This is a genomic window from Achromobacter deleyi, assembly GCF_016127315.1.
GTDB lineage: Bacteria > Pseudomonadota > Gammaproteobacteria > Burkholderiales > Burkholderiaceae_B > Achromobacter > Achromobacter insuavis_A.
This window is the reverse complement of the sequence record NZ_CP065997.1, coordinates 1163444-1179761: the sequence shown is the minus strand read 5'-3', so window position 1 is coordinate 1179761 and position 16318 is coordinate 1163444. Positions and strand designations below refer to the sequence as shown.

The window sequence follows — 16318 nt, the reverse complement described above, 5'->3', positions numbered from 1 at the left end:
ACGAGGAGCATTGTCATGAGACACGGAGATATCTCCAGCAGCAACGATTGCGTGGGCGTGGCCGTCGTGAACTACAAGATGCCGCGCCTGCACACCAAGGCCGAGGTGATGGACAACGCCCGCAAGATCGCCGACATGGTGGTGGGCATGAAGCGCGGCCTGCCCGGCATGGACCTGGTCATCTTCCCCGAGTACTCGACCCACGGCATCATGTACGACGCCAAGGAGATGTACGACACCGCCTCGGCCATTCCCGGCGAGGAGACCGCCGTGTTCGCCGAGGCCTGCCGCCGCGCCAACGTCTGGGGCGTGTTCTCGCTGACCGGCGAGCGCCACGAGGAGCATCCCAACAAGGCGCCCTACAACACGCTGATCCTGATGAACAACCAGGGCGAGATCGTGCAGAAGTACCGCAAGATCATGCCGTGGGTGCCGATCGAGGGCTGGTATCCGGGCGACTGCACCTACGTGTCGGACGGCCCCAAGGGACTGAAGATCAGCCTCATCATCTGCGATGACGGCAACTATCCCGAGATCTGGCGCGACTGCGCCATGCGCGGCGCCGAGCTGATCGTGCGCTGCCAGGGCTACATGTACCCGGCCAAGGACCAGCAGGTGATGGTGTCCAAGGCCATGGCGTGGATGAACAACGTCTACGTGGCGGTGGCCAACGCGGCCGGCTTCGACGGCGTCTATTCCTACTTCGGCCACTCCGCCATCATCGGCTTCGACGGCCGCACGCTGGGCGAATGCGGCGAGGAGGAAATGGGCATCCAGTACGCCGAGCTTTCCACCAGCCTGATCCGCGACGCGCGCAAGAACATGCAGTCGCAGAACCACCTTTTCAAGCTGGTGCATCGCGGCTACACCGGCAAGATCAATTCCGGCGAGGAGGCCACCGGCGTCGCCGCCTGCCCCTACAACTTCTACGCCAACTGGATCAACGATCCGGAAGGCACGCGCAAGCAGGTCGAGTCGTTCACGCGCTCGACCGTGGGCACGCCGGAATGCCCGATCGACGGCATCCCCAACGAGGCGCCGCAACACCGCTAGTTCCCTTTCGTTCGCCAGGTCCGGCCGCGCGCCGGCCGGACCGCTGCACAGGATCCACGCCGTGGCCGCTCCGCTCGACTCCTACCGGATTGCGCAAGAACCCTATTACCGTCCCAGCGGCCGCGAGGCCGAGCTGTACGCGCATGCCTATGCGCACCGGCTGCCGCTGATCCTGAAGGGCCCCACCGGCTGCGGCAAGACGCGCTTCGTGGAATACATGGCCTGGAAGCTCGGCCGGCCGCTGGTGACGCTGGCCTGCAACGAGGACATGACGGCTTCCGACCTGGTGGGCCGCTACCTGCTGGATGCCGATGGCACCGCCTGGCACGACGGCCCGCTGACGCTGGCGGTGCGCCACGGCGGCATCTGCTACCTGGACGAAGTGGTCGAGGCGCGCCAGGACACCACGGTGGTGATCCATCCGCTGACCGACGCGCGCCGCATCCTGCCGCTGGACAAGAAGGGCGAGGTGGTCCATGCGCATCCCGATTTCCAGCTGGTGGTGTCGTACAACCCCGGCTACCAGAGCAGCGCCAAGGACCTCAAGCCGTCCACGCGCCAGCGTTTCGTCGCGCTGGATTTCGACTATCCCGACGCCGGGCATGAAGCCGCGATCGTGGCGCACGAGGCCGGCATCGACGCCGACCTGGCGCGCCGGCTGGTGCGCATCGCGCACAGTTCGCGCGAGCTCAAGCACCATGGCCTGGACGAAGGCGTGTCGACCCGCATGCTGATCTATGCCGGCGTGCTGATCCGCGACGGTGTCAGTCCGGCCGAGAGCTGCGACATGACCATGACGCGCGCCCTGACCGACGACCCCGACATGGCGGCGGCGTTGCGGGCGTTGATCGACGCCAACCTGGAATGACGATGCGCGGCCTGCATTCGCCGGGGGAAGGAGAGGGCGCGGCGGTCGCGCGGGTGCGTTCGGCCGCGCCGGACCCTGCCCGGCCGGGGCTGTCGTGGCTGCTGTGCGGCCTGACCGGGCGCGCCATGGTGGTGGAGTCGATGGACGCGCAAGCGGCGGGCGCGCCGCCGCGGCCGGTGCTGACGGCCATGCATCTATTGCTGCCTGCGGGCGCGCAGGACGAAGCAATGGCGGGCGAGGCGACGTCGGCGGCCGCCATGCCGCGCGTCGATGCGTCGGACGGCGTTGCGCGGGATGCCGCCGCGTTGCGCCGCGCCGCCGTGGCGCACGCGGCCGCGCACCTGCTGTATTCGCCCATGGCCCAACCGGTCGCCAGCCTCAAGCCGATGGGCCTGGCGGTGGTGTCCGCCATCGAGGACGCGCGCGTGGAGCGCGTGCTGGCGAACCTATACCCCGGCGTGCGGCGCTGGTTCCGTCCGTTCGTCCCGCCGCCGCCCGATCCGGCCGACCTGAGCTTCACCGCGCTGGTGCAGCGCCTGTGCCGCCTGCTGATGGATCCCGCGCTGCGCGACGACAACCATTGGGTCAACAAGGCGCGCGACCTGTTCGAGGCGCAGGCCGCCGCCGACCTGGCCGATATCGCCGCGTTCCGCCGGCTGGCCTCGTTGCTGGCCAACGACCTGGGGCAGATGCGGGTGCGCTTCAATCCGCTGCAGTACCTGGTGCCGGTGGCCTACCGTGACGACAACAGCTACCTGTGGGACTACGGCGAGGCCGCGGAGCCGCCGCTCGCGCTGGCCCTGGGCAGCCAGGGCGCGGCGCCGCAGGCGCGCGAGGCGGCGCCCGGCGATGCCCAGGCGGCGTCGGACGAAGACGTCGAACTGGGCCGCTACGGCTATCCCGAATGGGACTACCGGCTGGCGCGCAGCCGGCCGGACTGGTGCACCGTGATCGAACGCCTGCCCGGCTGGCGCGCCGATGCGCCGCTGCTGGCGGGGCTGCGGCAGCAGCGGCTGGTGCTGCCGCGCTCGCGTCGCCTGGACCGGGCGCGGCGCCTGCGGCGCCAATGGGAGGGCGATGACATCGACCTGAACGCGGCCATCGAAGTCATGATCGACCGCCGCCTGGACCTGGCGCCGGACGCGCGTTTCTTCCAGCGGCCGGGCAGCCAGCCCGGCGTCTGCAGCACGCTGGTGCTGCTGGACCTGTCGGCCTCGGCCAACGACCCCGCGCCGCGGGATGGCGCCACGGTGCTCGATCTGGAGAAGCGCGCGGCCGCGCTGCTGGTGGGCGCCGTGGCCGGGCACGGCGACCGCATTGCGGTGCATGGCTTCTGCTCGGACACGCGCGCCGCCGTGCACTACTACCGCCTGCTGGATGCCGGCGCCGCGCCCACGGGCGCAGCGCTGGGCCGCATCGCGGCGGCCCGGGCCCGTTATTCCACGCGCCTGGGCGCCGCGCTGCGCCATGCCGGCGAGCTGGCGCTGCGCACGCCGGGCGAGCGGCGCGCCCTCATCGTCGTCACCGACGGCGCGCCATCGGACATCGACGTGCACGACCCGCGCTACCTGGTGGACGACGCGCGCGAGGCGGTGCTGGCGCTGCGCCGCCGCGGCCTGCGGGTGCAATGCGTGGCGCTGGACCCCCGCGCCGAACCGCAGCTGCGGGCGATGTTCGGATTCCGCGGCTACCGCATCGTGCTGAACGCGGCGGCGCTGCCGGCCGCGCTGGCGCATGGCTACAGCCGCGCGACGCTCGGCTGACCCCCAGGAATCCTCGTGTTGACGCCACGCGCGCCTATGCTGAAACTGATCCCCTCGACCGATTGACCTCTGTGCGGCGGTTCCTCCGACCATGGCAAACAAAGATCCTATCCGCGTGGGCGTGTTGTTCTCTGAAACGGGGGCCACATCGACCATAGGCCGTTCTCAGTTGCAGGGCACGCTCCTGGCGATCGACGAGATCAACGAGGCCGGCGGCGTCGACGGGCGCGAGATCGTGCCGGTGCGCTACGACCCGCGCTCCGACCCGGCCACCTACAGCGTGCTGGCCGAACGGCTGATCACCCAGGACCGCGTCAACGTCATCTTCGGCTGCTATATGTCCAGCAGCCGCAAGGCGGTGCTGCCGGTGGTCGAGAAATGGAACCGGCTGCTGTTCTACCCGACGCTGTACGAAGGCTTCGAGTTCTCCAACAACATCATCTACACCGGCGCCGCGCCCAACCAGAACAGCGTGCAGCTGGCGGAATTCATGACCGCCAACTTCGGCGCCCGCGTCTACCTGATCGGCTCGGACTACATCTATCCCTACGAATCCAACCGCATCATGCGCGAGCTGGTGCTGCAGCGCCAGGACAGCGCCAAGCTGGGCGAGCGCTACGTGCCGCTGACCGCGACCGAGCGCGATTACCGCGAAATCCTCGACGACATCCGCAACAAGCGGCCGGACTTCATCTTCTCGACCGTGGTGGGCAACTCCACCGCCTGCCTGTACCGCGCCTACGCAGACGCCGGCTTCGATCCCAAGACCATGCCGATCGCCAGCCTGACCACCTCCGAGGCCGAGATCTCGCAGATGGAGCCCGAGGTGGCGGCCGGGCACTTCACGTCGGCGCCGTATTTCCAGTCGATCGACTCCGAGGTCAACCACCGCTGCCTCGAACGGCTGCGGCGGCGCTTCGGCCAGGACTGCGTGCCCAACCTGTGCTGGGAGGCCGCGTACTTCCAGATGCACATCTTCGCCAACGCCTACCGCGACACCGGCACCGACGAGATCGCGCAGATCCTGCCGCGGGTGCTGCAAAGCGAATTCCAGGCGCCGCAGGGCCGCGTGCGCATCGACCCCACCAACCACCACACCTGCCTCTATCCGCGGGTGGGGCGGGTCAACGGCAAGGGCCAGTTCACCATCGTGCGCGAGGCCACGCGGGCAGTGCATCCCGACCCGTACCTGGTCACCCATTCGCTGGGTGACTGGACGGCGACCCTGAGCTCGCTGGAGATCTGACGGTGGAGCCGGCCAGCCGCCTGCGCGTGATGCGCGCGACGCCTTCCCTGCTGAAAGACCTGCGCACTCTGCGCATCGCCGTCTACCACCCGGACGATGCCGACGGCAGGCAGCTGACGCAGCAGCTGCAGCGCATCGGCTGTCAGGTGCAGACCTTCTGGCCGCCCGCGCCGACCCTGCCCGAGGGGCTGGACGCGGTGTTCCTGGCGGTGAGGCCGGACGTCATCGACCTGGGCTTCGAATGGGCCAAGAGCGACGACGGGCCGATGGTCATCGCCATCGTCACCTATGAGAATCCGACCATCGTCGAAGCGGTGCTGCGCATCGGCGCCAAGGCGGTGCTGCCGTCGCCGGTGCGGTCGTTCGGCCTCTTGTCCACGCTGGTGGTGGCGCGCCAGGTCGATGACGACATCCGCTCGCACGCGCGCCGGCTGCGCAAGCTCGAAGGCAAGCTGCTGGGCGCGCGCCGCATCGCCGAAGCCAAGAGCATCCTGATGCGCACGCGCAACGTGACCGAAGGGCAGGCCTACGACCTGATCCGCGAACAGGCCATGAACAAGCGCGTCACGACCGAGGAAATCGCCGGCGCCATCGTCAACGCCAACGAGATCCTGTCGCTCGGGAAATAGCGGTCAATACTTGCCGGTCAGCAGTTCGCCGGCGTCGGGCACGCGCGTTTCCAGGTCCAGCACCTTGAGCATGCGATAGACCGTGGCCGCGGCGGCGGTCACCACCGGCAGGCCCAGGCGGTCCTGCACCGGCTGGATCGACGCCAGCGACGGCATCTGCACGCAGGCCGACAGCACCACGGCGTCGACGCCGCGCGTATCCAGGCGCTCGACGTGGCTGGCGGGCGCCATCGGGTCCTGCGCGCCCACCTTCAGGTTGTCGGCGATCTCCAGCGACAGGCTGTCGTGCACTTCGATGCCTTCGTGTTCGATGTAGTCCACCACCAGCTTGGTCAGCGGCTTCATGTAGGGCGTCAGGATCGCCACCTTGCGCGCGCCGATGGCGTGCAGGCCTTCGACCAGCGCGCCGGCGCTGGAGACGATCGGCGCGGGCGCGCCATTGTCCACGGTGGCCTGGTGCAGCCGTTCCTGCGAGGCGCGGTGGTAGCCCAGGCCCTGCGCCATGATGGCCACCAGGCAGGCATAGCCCAGCACGTCGACGCGGGCGTCCGACAGTTCCTGCGCGCAGCGGTCGGATTCGCGGTCCATCGAGGCCAGTTCGGCCGCCGTCACCTGCTTCATGCGCATGCGGCTGGAATGGAAGGTGAAGCGTTCGGGCGCGATGGTCTCGCGCCGGCGCAGCATGGCGGGGATCTCCGTTTCCATGGTGGTGTTGGAACTGGGAACGATCTGGCCGATGCGCAGGACGCGGGGCGACTGGGTCATGGCGGGTCTCCGGTGGGCGTTGTCTGCGCCGGATTGGCGCGCAAACAATTCTGCTCGCCGCGAACGATAGTTTCCAATATAGTTTTTGTCTGGTTTCATATCTTTTGCAAATCATTCGCCGCCATGGAAATCCGCCAACTCCGTTATTTCGCCGTGCTGGCCGAAGAACTCAACTTCACCCGCGCGGCCGCCCGCCTGCATATCTCGCAGCCGCCGCTAAGCCTGCAGATCGCCCAGCTCGAGCGCGAGCTCGAGGTCAAGCTGTTCGACCGCACCAACCGCCGGGTGTCGCTGACGGCCGCCGGCGCGGCGTTCCTGAACGACGTGCGCGCCACGCTCGCCGGCATCAAGGACGCCACGGCGCGGGTGCGCGCGGTGGACCAGGGCCGCGCGGGACGGGTCGAGATCGGCTTGTCCGGCTCGCACTTCCTGGGGCCGGTGCCGGCGCTGATCGCGCGCCATGCGCGCACCCATCCGCAGGTGTCGGTGCTGCTCAACGAAATGAACCCGGCCGCGCAGCTCGACGCGGTGCGCGGCCACCGCATCGACGTCAGCATCTCGCGCACCGCGGTCGATGACGACGTGCTGCGATCGCAGGCGCTGTGGCCCGATCCGGTGGTCGCGGCATTGCCGCCCGATCACCGCCTGGCCGGCCGCAAGCGCGTGGCCCTGGCGGACCTGGCGCAGGATGCGTTCGTGATGCTGCGCACCGAGACCTCGGCCTTCGCCCGCGAATTGGCCGACACCTGCGCCCGCGCCGGCCTGGCGCAATCGGTGGCGCAGCGCGTGGCGGAAGTGCCGGCGCAGCTGGCGCTGGTGGCGGCCGGGCTGGGCGTGGCGCTGGTGCCGAAATCGGCGTGCGGCCATTTCGGCGCGCGCATCGCGGTATGCGCGCTGCCGGCCAGCGTGGGCAGCGGCACGGTCTACGCCGTCACGCGGCGCGACGACGGCAACCGCGCGCTGCAGGCGTTCCTGCGCACGGCGGCGCAGATGGCCGCGCGCTGACGCGGCAGGCGCGGCGCGCTCTTTTGCGCAGGCGAAGCCGCTCCTCCAGATTCCGGAATAGGCATTTCGCGGCATCGCGGCCACACTCCTTCGCACAAGTTGGTCCGCACCAGGATCACGCAGGGAGACAAGCATGCTGCACCCGCAACGCTGGCTGGCCGCCGGCGCGCTGTGGCTCGCCATGGCAGGCCCCGCCCTGGCGGCGTGGCCCGAACGGCCCCTCACCCTCATCGTGCCGGCCTCGCCGGGCGGCACCACCGACATCGCGGCGCGCCTGATCGCCGACAAGCTGGCCGCGAAACTTGGCCAGCAGGTCATCGTCGAGAACCGCGCCGGCGCCGCCGGCATCATCGGCGCGCAGACCCTGGCGCGCGCCAGGCCCGACGGCTACACGCTGTTGATGGGCAACATCGGCCCCAACGCCATCAACTACGCGCTCTACAAGACACTGCCTTACAAGCCGGCCGACTTCGCGCCGGTGACGCTGGTGATTTCCGTGCCCAATGTGCTGGTGGTCAACGAAGCCTCGCCCGCGCGCAGCGTGGCCGACCTGCTGGCGCTGGCGCGGCGGGACCCGGGCAAGGTGTCGTTCGGCAGCTCGGGCAGCGGCCAGTCGCCGCACCTGTCGGCCGAACTGTTCAAGCAGCGCGCCGGCATCGGCGGCACCCACGTGCCCTACAAGGGCGCCGGCCCCGCGGTGGCGGCGCTGCTGGGCCAGCAGTTCACCTTCATGATCGACAACCTGCCCAGTTCCATGCCCTACATCCAGTCGGGCAAGCTGCGCGCGCTGGCCGTCACCAGCGCGCGGCGCCTGGCGGAATTGCCGGACGTGCCCACCATGGTCGAGGCCGGCGTGCCCGACATGGTCGTCACCGCCTGGTTCGGCCTGGTGGCGCCGGCCGGCACGCCCGCCGCCGTCATCGACGCGCTGTATGCCGCCACCCGCGACGTGGTGCGCAGCCCGGACATCGCCGAGCGCTTTCGCGCCATGGGCGGGCAGGCCGGCGGCAATACGCCGGCCGAGTTCGCCGCCTTCATCGACCAGGAACGCGCCCGCTGGAAACAGATCGTGGACACCGCGGGCATCGCGCAGGAGCAATAAGTGATCGACAAGATTCAAGCCTCCATGCGGGATGCCGTGGCCGTCATCCCCGACGGCGCCAGCGTGCTGGTCGGCGGCTTCGGCGAAGCCGGCGTGCCTTACGAACTGCTGCACTGCCTGGCCGAACTGGGCCGGCGCGACCTCACCGTCATCGCCAACAACGCCGGCACCCATGACCGCGGCATCGCCGCGCTGCTCAACCGCCGCCAGGTGCGCAAGATCATCTGCTCGCATCCGCGCCCGCCCAATTCGGAAGCGTTTGCCCGCGCCTTCCGCGCCGGCGAAGTGGAGCTGGAGTGCGTGCCGCAAGGCACCCTGGCCGAGCGCCTGCGCGCGGCCGGCGCGGGCCTGGGGCCGTTCTACACGCCCACCGGCTATGGCACCGAGCTGGCGCAAGGCCGCCGCCAGGAAGTGATCGACGGCGTCGGCTACGTGCTCGAACAGCCGCTGCGCGGCGACTACGCGCTGATCCGCGCGCACCAGGGCGACCGCTGGGGCAACCTGATGTACCGCCACGCCGCGCGCAATTTCAATCCCGTGATGTGCATGGCCGCCGGCCACGCCATCGCCCAGGTCGACGCGGTCGTGCCGCTGGGCGCCTTCGTGCCCGAGCACATCATGACGCCGGGCCTGTTCGTGAAAACCGTGGTGCGGGTGGAGACTTGAGATGACGACGATCACGCCCATGACCCGCCAGCAGGTCGCGCAGTTGCTGGCCGGCGACATCCCGGATGGTTCGGTGGTCAACCTCGGCATCGGCATGCCGACCCTGGTCGGCGACTACCTGCCGCCCGACAAGGACATCCTGCTGCACAGCGAGAACGGCATCACCGGCATGGGGCCCGCGGCGGCCGGGGATGCCATCGATCCCGACCTCATCAACGCCAGCCGCCAGCCCATCACCCTGCTGCCGGGCGCATCCATCACCGAACATACCGTGTCGTTCGCCATGATGCGCGGCGGCCACCTCGACTACGCCGTGCTCGGCGCCTTCCAGGTCTCGGAACGCGGCGACCTGGCCAACTGGAAGACCGACGCGGCCGACGCCATTCCCGCCGTCGGCGGCGCCATGGACCTGGCGGTCGGCGCGCGCCAGGTGCTGGCCATGATGGAACACCGCGGCCGCGACGGCGCGCCCAAGATCCTGCGCCAGTGCCGCTACCCGTTGACGGGCGCGGGCGTGGTCACCCGCATCTACACCGACCTGGCCGTGATCGACGTCACGCCCGCCGGCCTGCGCGTGCACGCCGTGCTGCAAGGCGTCAGCGCCGACGACCTGCAGGCCGCCACCGAAGCAGCCCTGCGATTTCCCGACATGCCATGGGTCATCGCGCTGGACGCTGCCGGTGCGCCGCGCTATGTCCGGGGCTGAGGCAAGCCGTCCATGCTCCGATCCTTGGCGGCCATCGCCGGGGCGATGCCGCATCGTTCTTCCACGCCGCGGGTGGTCGCATGGGACGCCGCCAGCATTCCCCGCCCTGTCCGATCTCTCCCGGAGTCTGCCATGTACCGTCCTTGCCTTGCCGTCCTGGCAACTGCCAGCCTGCTGTTCGCCGCGGCGCCCGCCGTCCGCGCGCAACCCGCCGTTTCAACGCACGCCGGCGCCTATCCCGACAAGCCCATCACGCTCTTGATCCCGTACCCGCCCGGCGGCAGCGCCGACATGCTGGCGCGCCCGCTCGGGGCGGCCCTGCAGAAAAAGTGGAACCAGCCCGTGGTGCTGGAATACAAGCCCGGCGCCGGCGGCGCCATCGCCTCGTCGCAACTGGCGCGCGCCAGGCCCGACGGCTACACCCTGCTGATGGTCCTGGCCGCCCACGCCATCAACCCCAGCCTCTACCCGTCGCTGCCCTACGACACCCGCCGCGACTTCGCCCCGGTCTCCCTGGTCGCCACGCTGCCCATGCTGGTCTCGGCCCCGCTGTCCACGCCCGCCAACGACATCCCGGAACTCATCGCCTACGCCAGGCAACATCCCGGCAAGCTCAGCTTCGCCTCCGCCGGCAACGGCAACACCAGCCACCTGGCCGCCGAAATGTTCAAGCACCGCACCGGCACCGACATGCTGCACGTCCCCTACAAAGGCAGCGGCCCCGCCGTCGTCGCCCTGCTGGGCGGCGAGGTCTCGCTGATGTTCGACAGCATCTCCACCTCGCTCCCCCAAGTGCAGTCCGGCAAGCTCAAGGCCCTGGCCGTCACCGGCGAACACCGCTCCCCCTTGCTGCCCAACGTCCCCACCGTCGCCGAAGCCGTCCCCGGCTTCGTCGTCAACGGCTGGTATGGCATCCTGGCCCCCGCCAACACGCCGCCCGCCATCCTCGACACCCTCAGCAGCGCCATCGCCGCCGCCATCAACACCCCCGACCTGAAGGCCCAACTGAACAGCTACGGCTACGAAACCGTAGGCTCCACCCCCGCCGCCTTCGCCGACCACATCGCCAAGGAACTCGACACCTGGAAACAAGCCGTCGAAGTCTCCGGCGCGAAGTTGAACTGACCCGGCAGGGCGCTTCGCGCCCACCGTGTGCAACCGGAAAAAGTCACTGTAAGTGCGAGCGCGACAGCCCCCCAAAGACCGGCATACCCGAGAAAACGCTCGCGCAAGACGCAAATCCCGGCATCCGCGAGAGCGTCATCACAAATCGCAAGACACAACGTAAGCCGCAAAAGGCCGCCCGCGCGGCCGCTTGCGGCGGGCCCCGCAAGATCCTCCCCACCCCACACCTAGACGGCAAAAACGCCAAGCAAACAGCCCGCCCCAGCAACGGCCGTTAAGTCTCAACGCGAGCGTGTGGCGGGGCAGGCGGGGGAGGGCGGGGCGTGTAGATGCGCCCAAGGGAAACCGAAGGGAGCCGAAGGCGTACGAGGTTGACGCAGGGGCAGTCCGGAGCGAAGGCTCCGGACCGCAATCGTAGCCCCGTCCTCCCCCGCCTGCCCCGCCACACGCGCCTAAAGAACCCTACCGCCCCAATGCAAAACGGGCCTTCCAATAAAGAAGGCCCTCAAAAAAATACTCACCCAACCGACAACATACAATCCAACGCCTCAGGCCCCCCCAACCGAACCTGAAACACCCGCAACTCATCCCGCCTGAACACATGCACGCTCACGCGATCCCCCACCCGATACTGCCCCAGCAACACTTCGACGCCCGCGGCCCCTTCGACCTTCAAGCCATCGATCGCCACCAGCACATCCCCGGCCGACAGCCCGCCCCTGTGCCCGGCGCCGCCTTCCAGCACGGTCGCCAGCACCAGTGAATCCCCCTGCTTGCGCGTGCGCACATCCAGCGAAGGAATATTGACCGAGGCTTTCCATTGCAGCTTGACGCCTTGAGCGGCCAGCAACTCCGCCAGCGGCACATCCGCCGTCCCGTAGGCATGCCGCGCAATGAAGCGCCGCGCGTCCACGCCCGTCGCTTCCTTGATCAGCGCCGGCAGCCCATCCTCCGCCAGCCCCTGCGGCTTGCCGCGATAGAAATCGCGGCCATAGCGCTGCCACAGCAGGCGCATCACGTCATCCAGCGAATGCGTGCCCGCCGACTCCTGCCGGATCAGCAGGTCCAGCCCCAGCGCCACCAGCGCGCCCTTGGTGTAGTAGCTCACCAGCGCATTGGGCGAATTCTCGTCCTGCTTGTAATAGCGCGTCCACGCGTCGAACGAGCTTTCCGCCACCGATTGCTTGTGCCGCCCCGGCGTGCGCGCGACGCTGGTGATGGTCTTGGCCAGCAGGCGCAGGTAATCGTTCTGCGTGATGGCGTTGGAACGCAGCAGCAGCAGATCGTCGTAATAGGACGTGAAGCCTTCGAACACCCACAGCAGCCGCGTCAGGTCCGGCTGCGCCAGGTTATAGGGCACGAACGCCTGCGGCTTGATGCGCTTGACGTTCCAGGTGTGGAAATACTCGTGGCTCACCAGCCCCAGGAAGCCGCGGTAGCCTTCGCCCTGGCCCTGCTGGCCCAGCACCGGCAGGTCCTTGCGCGCCGTCATCAGCGCCGTGCTGGCGCGGTGCTCCAGGCCGCCGTAGCCATCGCCCGTCACCATCGTCATGAAGACATAGCGGTCGGCGCTGTCCAGGAACGGCGCGCGCTTGCTGCGCGGCTCGAAGAAGGCGATCTGGGTTTCGCAGATCTTGCGCACGTCGGCCGTGATGCGGGCCAGGTCCAGGTTGGGCGCCACACCCGTGAACACCAGTTCGTGCTCGGCGCCATGCGCCGTGAAGCTGGCCACCTGCGGCGTGCCCATCTCGACCGGATGGTCGATCAGCGCGTCGTAGTCCGGCGCCAGGTACAGGCCGAAGCCGTGGCGCCGCGCCGCGCCCTTGTGGCCGCGGGCCTCGGGCAGGCTGGTGTAGACCTTCCAGCCCTCGATGCCGCGCGGCGGCGCCAGGTCCACCAGGCAGGGCAGGTGGTCCTGGCCATGCACGCGCAGGAACACGCTGGTGCCGTTGAAGAAGCCGTGGCTTTCGTCCAGGTGCGCGCCGCGCACCGACAGGTCCCACGCATAGACCGTGTACTCGATCCGCAGCGGGCCGTCGCAGGGCGCGGCCTGCCAGGTGTGGTTGTCTATTTTGTCGACAACCACGCGCCGGCTGCCCGAATAGGCCGCCACCGACTCGATCTGGCGCGAGAAATCGCGGATCAGGTAGCTGCCCGGAATCCAGGCCGGCAGCGACAGTTGCTGGCCTTCCGGCGCGGGCGCCTGGACGGTTAGGGTTATCCGGTAGCGGTGGCCGGCGGGGTCATGCGGCGCAAGGCGGTAAAGTACGGGGAAAGACACGGGGAAAGCGGCAGTTTTTTCCATCCGTATATCTTATTTCATCCCATCCTCTGGAGACAGGTAATGAGCGAGTCGTTTGTGCTGGTCGAAACCCGCGGCCGCGTCGGTCTGCTGACGCTGAACCGCCCCAAGGCGCTCAATGCGCTCAACGATCAACTGATGAACGAGCTCGGGGCGGCGCTGCTGGCTTTCGAGGCGGATGCCGACATCGGCGCCGTGGTCATCACGGGCAGCGAGAAGGCCTTCGCCGCCGGCGCCGACATCGGCGCCATGAAAGACTGGTCGTACATGGACGTCTACGGCAGCGAATACATCACGCGCAACTGGGAAACGCTCAAGCGCATCCGCAAGCCGGTGATCGCCGCGGTCGGCGGCTACGCGCTGGGCGGCGGCTGCGAGCTGGCCATGATGTGCGACATCATCATCGCCGCCGACACCGCCAAGTTCGGCCAGCCGGAAATCAAGCTGGGCGTCATCCCCGGCGCCGGCGGCACGCAGCGCCTGCCGCGCGCGGTGGGCAAGGCCAAGGCCATGGACATGGCCCTGACCGCCCGCATGATGGGCGCCGAGGAAGCCGAGCGCGCCGGCCTGGTTTCGCGCGTGGTGCCGGCCGACAAGCTGATGGACGAGGCCCTGGAAGCGGCCACCGTGATCGCCTCGATGTCGCTGCCGTCGGTCATGATGGCCAAGGAATGCGTCAACCGCGCCTTCGAGGGCTCGCTCAACGAAGGCCTGCTGTTCGAGCGCCGCGTGTTCCATTCGCTGTTCGCGACCGAGGACCAGAAGGAAGGCATGGCCGCCTTCACCGAGAAGCGCAAACCGGACTTCAAACACCGTTAAACCTTGTTACGCCCTGGTCATTCCGCCGGATGGCCATGAAACGTCCCCACGCGCCCATCACGGGCGCGTTTTCGTTGGCGTCGCCACGGGGTGGCGGGCGTTGCGCCTTGAAACTTTTAGGCTGCACCTTGTTGCAGTGTTCGGCCCTATCCTGGAAAGGCGTCACTCAAAAAGTAGAGGTGCCGCGCCAGAGAGGCTTGCCCGAACTGGTAAGCCACGCGCGGCGGCTCGCCTGCAAACAATAGCAACAAGGAGCCTTGCATGCGTACTTCCCCTTTTACTCGCCGGTGCTCCGCCGCCGCGCTCGCGGGCGCCTTGAGCGTCTGCTTCGTGGCCGCCACGCAAGCGCAATCGCCGCGCCCGTCGATGCGGCTGGTGTCTGAAACGCCGTACCCCGCCGCCGCGGCGCCCGCGCCGCAGATGAGCGCGCAGGAGCTGCGCGACATCGCGATCGACGCCTACGTCTACGCCTATCCGATGGTGGTGATGGAACTGGCGCGTCGCAAGGCCACCGCGGTGCAGTCGCCGCTGGAAGGCAAGGCGCCCGTCAATCAGTTCGGCCACAAGGCCGCCTTCCCCGACCCGCGCGCGGCCGACACGCCCTGGCCCAGCGCCGACGCGCTGTATTCGAGCCTGTGGTTCGATGTGTCGCGGGCGCCGCTGATCGTGCGCCTGCCCGACACCGGCAACCGCTACACGGTGCTGTCGGCGCTCGATATGTGGAGCGACGTGTTCGCCTCGCGCGGCACGCGCACCAACGGCCCCGGCGCGCAGTCGTTCGCCATCGTCGGCCCCAACTGGCAAGGCGCGCTGCCGCCGGGCGTGGACGTGATCCAGAGCCCGACCTCGACCGGCTGGCTGATCGGCTGGACCCAGGCCGGCGGTCCGCAGGACTACGCCGCGGTCAACCAGATCCAGGCCAACATGTCGGCCAGTCCGATGGTGGCGCCGGTGGCGCCCGTGCCCGGCCGCCATCGCGGTCCCGGCAGCACCACGCCCTATCCGCAGACCGGGCCGGGCGTGGGCACCGCGCCGATCGGCAGCGACGTGCCGATGCCCATGTCCACGCCGGTGACGGTGGGCGAGGGCACGCCGGCCGAACAGGTCGCGGGCATGGACGCGGCGTCGTTCTTCACGCTGTTCTTCGACGTCATGCGCAACAATCCGCCGCACGCCAACGACACGCCGATCCTGGACCGCATGCGCCGCATCGGCCTGGATGGCCGCCAGCCGTTCTCGTATGGCCGCCTGAGCCCCGCCGTGCAGCAGGCGCTGACCGAGGCGCAGCCGCTGGCCGGCCGCCGCATCGCCGACGGCGTCTCGCGCCTGGCCACGCCGATGAACGGCTGGAACACCGTGCTCACCGGCATCGGCACCTATGGCACCGACTACACGCGCCGCGCCGCCATCGCCTATGCCGGGCTGGGCGCGCCGACCGCGGAAGACGTGCTCTATCCGGTCACGGTCGCCGACAGCAAGGGCCGCGCGCTCAACTCGAACGAGGACTACGTGCTGCATTTCGAGAAGGGCCAACTGCCGCCGGCCAATGCGTTCTGGTCGCTGCATGTCTATAACGACAAGCACGGCTTCGCCGACAACCCGGCCAACCGCTATGCGCTGCGCAGCACCGACGGCCTGAAGTACAACGCCGACGGCTCGCTGGACATCTACATCCAGCGCCGCGATCCGGGCGAGCGCAAGCGCGCCAACTGGTTGGCGACGCCGGCCGCCGACGGCCCGTTCCTGCTCAGCATGCGCCTGTACTGGCCGCAGGACGTCGCGCTAGACGGCCAGTGGGCGCCGCCGCCGGTCAAGCGCGACTGACCGATCCGACGCCGCGCGGCCTGCGCCGCCGGCGCGCGACCAACGGCCCCGCGAGGGGCCGTTTTTCTTTGCCGGTCCGCCGGCCGCGCGACCCGTGGCGGGTGGCAGGGCCTCCCGATTTCGCGTCCCCAATTTCTCGCGCCACGGGTCGCCCGGCGGGCGCTGTTGCCGCCTTACAAACCGCCGAAAGTTCATTTGCTCGGGTAAAAAGAATCACGCTATACTCTGCGGGTTTGACGCTTGCGGGATAAGAACACATGGCAAGGATTCGCCAGGGTTCTGACAGGGGCAAGGCTGGCGGTATAAGGCTTTAAGCGGGGAAGTTTGATGCAGCAGAACACAGTGCGGCACGAACCTGCGCGCGGTTGGAATGAAACCCGGGAGCAATCCTGTGGGGGGAATCAGCAACCAGCACGACAGGGCGAAGCACGCCAGGTTCTGGCGG

At 68.8% G+C, this 16318-nt stretch carries 14 protein-coding genes; 12 read left to right on the top strand and 2 right to left on the bottom strand.

What is annotated here, in order from left to right; translation table 11 throughout:
- The first annotated feature begins 15 nt into the window (after positions 1–15).
- From I6I07_RS05280 to I6I07_RS05260, 5 genes are all read left to right on the top strand, one after another.
- Positions 16–1053 carry an aliphatic amidase gene (locus tag I6I07_RS05280; protein ID WP_061072635.1) on the top strand — a complete coding sequence of 346 codons (1038 nt, stop codon included), beginning with the start codon at positions 16–18 and terminating at the stop codon, positions 1051–1053.
- Between the two features lie 61 nt (positions 1054–1114).
- Complete coding sequence (locus I6I07_RS05275) at positions 1115–1921, top strand: CbbQ/NirQ/NorQ/GpvN family protein (RefSeq protein WP_198485887.1); 807 nt, start codon at positions 1115–1117, stop codon at positions 1919–1921.
- 2 nt (positions 1922–1923) lie between these two features.
- Positions 1924–3684, top strand: coding sequence for a nitric oxide reductase activation protein NorD (locus I6I07_RS05270; RefSeq protein ID WP_232625899.1), 1761 nt, complete (start codon positions 1924–1926; stop codon positions 3682–3684).
- 91 nt (positions 3685–3775) lie between these two features.
- A complete protein-coding gene (locus I6I07_RS05265; RefSeq protein ID WP_061072634.1) occupies positions 3776–4930 on the top strand; it encodes a transporter substrate-binding domain-containing protein in 1155 nt (384 codons plus the stop codon).
- Positions 4931–4959: 29 nt separating this feature from the next.
- Entirely contained in the window at positions 4960–5559 is a 600-nt protein-coding gene (locus I6I07_RS05260; protein ID WP_081105252.1) for an ANTAR domain-containing response regulator, read from the top strand.
- 3 nt (positions 5560–5562) lie between these two features.
- Here the strand turns inward: I6I07_RS05260 and I6I07_RS05255 are convergent, their stop codons facing one another.
- On the bottom strand, positions 5563–6324 hold the full coding sequence (locus I6I07_RS05255; RefSeq protein ID WP_006392519.1) for an aspartate/glutamate racemase family protein: 762 nt from the start codon (positions 6322–6324) through the stop codon (positions 5563–5565).
- A 123-nt stretch (positions 6325–6447) separates the two neighbouring features.
- Here I6I07_RS05255 and I6I07_RS05250 point away from each other — a divergent pair, with 123 nt between their 5' ends.
- The 5 genes from I6I07_RS05250 (at position 6448) to I6I07_RS05230 (ending at position 10928) form a co-directional block, all read left to right on the top strand.
- Positions 6448–7329, top strand: coding sequence for a LysR substrate-binding domain-containing protein (locus I6I07_RS05250; RefSeq protein ID WP_198485885.1), 882 nt, complete (start codon positions 6448–6450; stop codon positions 7327–7329).
- A 133-nt stretch (positions 7330–7462) separates the two neighbouring features.
- On the top strand, positions 7463–8431 hold the full coding sequence (locus I6I07_RS05245; protein ID WP_198485884.1) for a Bug family tripartite tricarboxylate transporter substrate binding protein: 969 nt from the start codon (positions 7463–7465) through the stop codon (positions 8429–8431).
- Complete coding sequence (locus I6I07_RS05240; RefSeq protein WP_198485883.1) at positions 8432–9097, top strand: 3-oxoacid CoA-transferase subunit A; 666 nt, start codon at positions 8432–8434, stop codon at positions 9095–9097.
- Position 9098: 1 nt separating this feature from the next.
- Positions 9099–9803 (top strand): 3-oxoacid CoA-transferase subunit B, encoded by a 705-nt coding sequence (locus I6I07_RS05235; RefSeq protein ID WP_198485882.1) that lies wholly within the window; start codon positions 9099–9101, stop codon positions 9801–9803.
- Between the two features lie 132 nt (positions 9804–9935).
- Positions 9936–10928 carry a Bug family tripartite tricarboxylate transporter substrate binding protein gene (locus I6I07_RS05230; RefSeq protein WP_198485881.1) on the top strand — a complete coding sequence of 331 codons (993 nt, stop codon included), beginning with the start codon at positions 9936–9938 and terminating at the stop codon, positions 10926–10928.
- 517 nt (positions 10929–11445) lie between these two features.
- Here the strand turns inward: I6I07_RS05230 and I6I07_RS05225 are convergent.
- Positions 11446–13233, bottom strand: coding sequence for a M61 family metallopeptidase (locus I6I07_RS05225; RefSeq protein WP_198485880.1), 1788 nt, complete (start codon positions 13231–13233; stop codon positions 11446–11448).
- A gap of 39 nt (positions 13234–13272) precedes the next feature.
- Between I6I07_RS05225 and I6I07_RS05220 the strand changes: the two genes are divergently transcribed.
- Positions 13273–14049: an enoyl-CoA hydratase gene (locus tag I6I07_RS05220; RefSeq protein WP_006392527.1), complete on the top strand. Its 777-nt coding sequence runs from the start codon at positions 13273–13275 to the stop codon at positions 14047–14049.
- Positions 14050–14310: 261 nt separating this feature from the next.
- On the top strand, positions 14311–15873 hold the full coding sequence (locus I6I07_RS05215; RefSeq protein WP_061072626.1) for a DUF1254 domain-containing protein: 1563 nt from the start codon (positions 14311–14313) through the stop codon (positions 15871–15873).
- Positions 15874–16318: the final 445 nt, after the last annotated feature.

Excerpts from the sequence above, each read along its gene's own strand:
- I6I07_RS05225 (WP_198485880.1), bottom strand. The coding sequence starts at position 13,233 with ATGGAAAAAACTGCCGCTTTCCCCGTGTCTTTCCCCGTACTTTACCGC.
- I6I07_RS05260 (WP_081105252.1), top strand. The coding sequence starts at position 4,960 with ATGCGCGCGACGCCTTCCCTGCTGAAAGACCTGCGCACTCTGCGCATC.
- I6I07_RS05215 (WP_061072626.1), top strand. The coding sequence starts at position 14,311 with ATGCGTACTTCCCCTTTTACTCGCCGGTGCTCCGCCGCCGCGCTCGCG.
- I6I07_RS05255 (WP_006392519.1), bottom strand. The coding sequence starts at position 6,324 with ATGACCCAGTCGCCCCGCGTCCTGCGCATCGGCCAGATCGTTCCCAGT.
- I6I07_RS05280 (WP_061072635.1), top strand. The coding sequence starts at position 16 with ATGAGACACGGAGATATCTCCAGCAGCAACGATTGCGTGGGCGTGGCC.
- I6I07_RS05220 (WP_006392527.1), top strand. The coding sequence starts at position 13,273 with ATGAGCGAGTCGTTTGTGCTGGTCGAAACCCGCGGCCGCGTCGGTCTG.
- I6I07_RS05230 (WP_198485881.1), top strand. The coding sequence starts at position 9,936 with ATGTACCGTCCTTGCCTTGCCGTCCTGGCAACTGCCAGCCTGCTGTTC.
- I6I07_RS05270 (WP_232625899.1), top strand. The coding sequence starts at position 1,924 with ATGCGCGGCCTGCATTCGCCGGGGGAAGGAGAGGGCGCGGCGGTCGCG.
- I6I07_RS05235 (WP_198485882.1), top strand. The coding sequence starts at position 9,099 with ATGACGACGATCACGCCCATGACCCGCCAGCAGGTCGCGCAGTTGCTG.
- I6I07_RS05265 (WP_061072634.1), top strand. The coding sequence starts at position 3,776 with ATGGCAAACAAAGATCCTATCCGCGTGGGCGTGTTGTTCTCTGAAACG.
- I6I07_RS05250 (WP_198485885.1), top strand. The coding sequence starts at position 6,448 with ATGGAAATCCGCCAACTCCGTTATTTCGCCGTGCTGGCCGAAGAACTC.
- I6I07_RS05245 (WP_198485884.1), top strand. The coding sequence starts at position 7,463 with ATGCTGCACCCGCAACGCTGGCTGGCCGCCGGCGCGCTGTGGCTCGCC.